The sequence below is a fragment of the Endozoicomonas sp. SESOKO2 genome (genome assembly GCF_024606245.1).
Taxonomy (GTDB): Bacteria; Pseudomonadota; Gammaproteobacteria; order Pseudomonadales; family Endozoicomonadaceae; genus Endozoicomonas_A.
Window position 1 is genome coordinate 1 of the sequence record NZ_JAHHPQ010000617.1, and the last position, 1,442, is coordinate 1,442.

Genomic DNA, 1,442 nt, shown 5'->3' on the forward strand with positions numbered 1-1,442 from the left:
AAATAGTTCAGAGCTCTGAGTCTCTGCCCCATCTCAACTATATGCCTCTGTGCAATATTTCGATGTCTGCTATGTTCATCACATCTACAACAAACGATAAGGTAATGCTGGAAAACCAGCGTAAAAACCGCATCAGGTTTGACAAAATCGAAGACACACTGACCATCATTGTCAGACAACTGAAGAAATAACCACGCCACTTGATGAATAAGGAGAGAATGCACGCAATCTACCCTTATTCGTTGTGTTGCTCAGTGAGCCTACCGGAAATTTTTACCAAGTTCTATTCGTCCCGGTTTTCAGTACAACTAGATGAAGGGCTTTCACAATTTATATGACTCTCTTCACATAAAAATGGCTTTAGCATTACTCCAAAGACTCCTCTAAAGCTATGTGGAAAACATGATAATTTTAACTCCGGCACAGTAGATAATACAGTGATTAAAGAAGTAATTTTCTCTTTATACCCACTTTTTATGGCATCTGAAAACTCTCCAGAATAAACATAAAATGAACACAAAAAAAAACGCATTTTAAAAAACCTAAGGAATTGTAAGCGAATGCAATGTAGCACCAAAATCAGGAGACCCCGAATTAATGAGCAAAAAATCCCCCTTCTGAATTCATGGGCGTTAGCATCAGAACCATGCAAAATTGGGAGCAAGGGCGTAGAACTCCAAAGGAGCCTGCCAAAGCGTTACTCCAGATAGCAGAGCAATGCCCAGAAGTTTTCCAGGCATTGCATCAATCAACCAGTGCAGCTTAGCCTTGATATCCGGACATCCCCCTCGCTCCCACGCTCTGAAGTCGTCATTCCCGCGAAGGCCGGAATCCAGCGCCATCAGTGGGTCACGGCCTTTCGGGGATGACAAGGCCAGGGGGGAGCCCTCGCCCATAAACCGATGTTTTATGGCTCTCGCCCATACTGTGTTCTAGCCTTATGACTTCGATTGTCATCATTCGAAGGTACATACATGAGTTGGCTGAAATATGTGTTCCTATTTTCTATCCCATGTTTCTCAATGCAATTGTTCGCAAGAGATAGGGTGGAAAGGTACACTGATCCGGCAGAAGTAGTTCCTGCGGGGCAACTTCCCTGGATTGTACAGTTAAATCATTATTATGATCCTTGTTGTGCAGTAAGGTGTACGGCATTTTTGATCACTCAAAGACATGTTTTAACGGCGGCTCACTGTTTCCTTTCTGAAAAAAAAGCATTGGCTTCATATGTAGATTTCAACAACCTGGATAGCAAAAAAAGAATTAAAGTAAAAAGATTCATTCTTCATCCGAATGCTGAAATTACAACAACAGATATCGCAATTATGGAGCTTTCAGAAGATGTCATTCTCGACAACCCTCCCCTTCTTGATTTTTCAATATATACTTGTTCAGAATTAGCCAGTTCTATAAGAAACCCTTTTGCAGCAGGTTACCAGAGC

3 protein-coding genes are annotated in these 1,442 nt (G+C 41.8%); 2 read left to right on the top strand and 1 reads right to left on the bottom strand.

Annotated elements, in window-relative coordinates; genetic code table 11:
* Positions 1-191: hypothetical protein (locus KDK17_RS15300; protein WP_257288439.1), on the top strand; the 191-nt coding region annotated here is incomplete at its 5' end.
* A gap of 447 nt (positions 192-638) precedes the next feature.
* On the opposite strand, the gene KDK17_RS15305 is transcribed toward KDK17_RS15300, so the two are convergent.
* Complete coding sequence (locus tag KDK17_RS15305; RefSeq protein ID WP_257281419.1) at positions 639-896, bottom strand: hypothetical protein; 258 nt, start codon at positions 894-896, stop codon at positions 639-641.
* Positions 897-974: 78 nt separating this feature from the next.
* Between KDK17_RS15305 and KDK17_RS15310 the strand changes: the two genes are divergently transcribed.
* The coding region (locus KDK17_RS15310; protein WP_257288440.1) for a trypsin-like serine protease at positions 975-1,442 on the top strand (468 nt) is incomplete at its 3' end.

Excerpts from the sequence above, each read along its gene's own strand:
- KDK17_RS15305 (WP_257281419.1), bottom strand. The coding sequence starts at position 896 with ATGGGCGAGGGCTCCCCCCTGGCCTTGTCATCCCCGAAAGGCCGTGAC.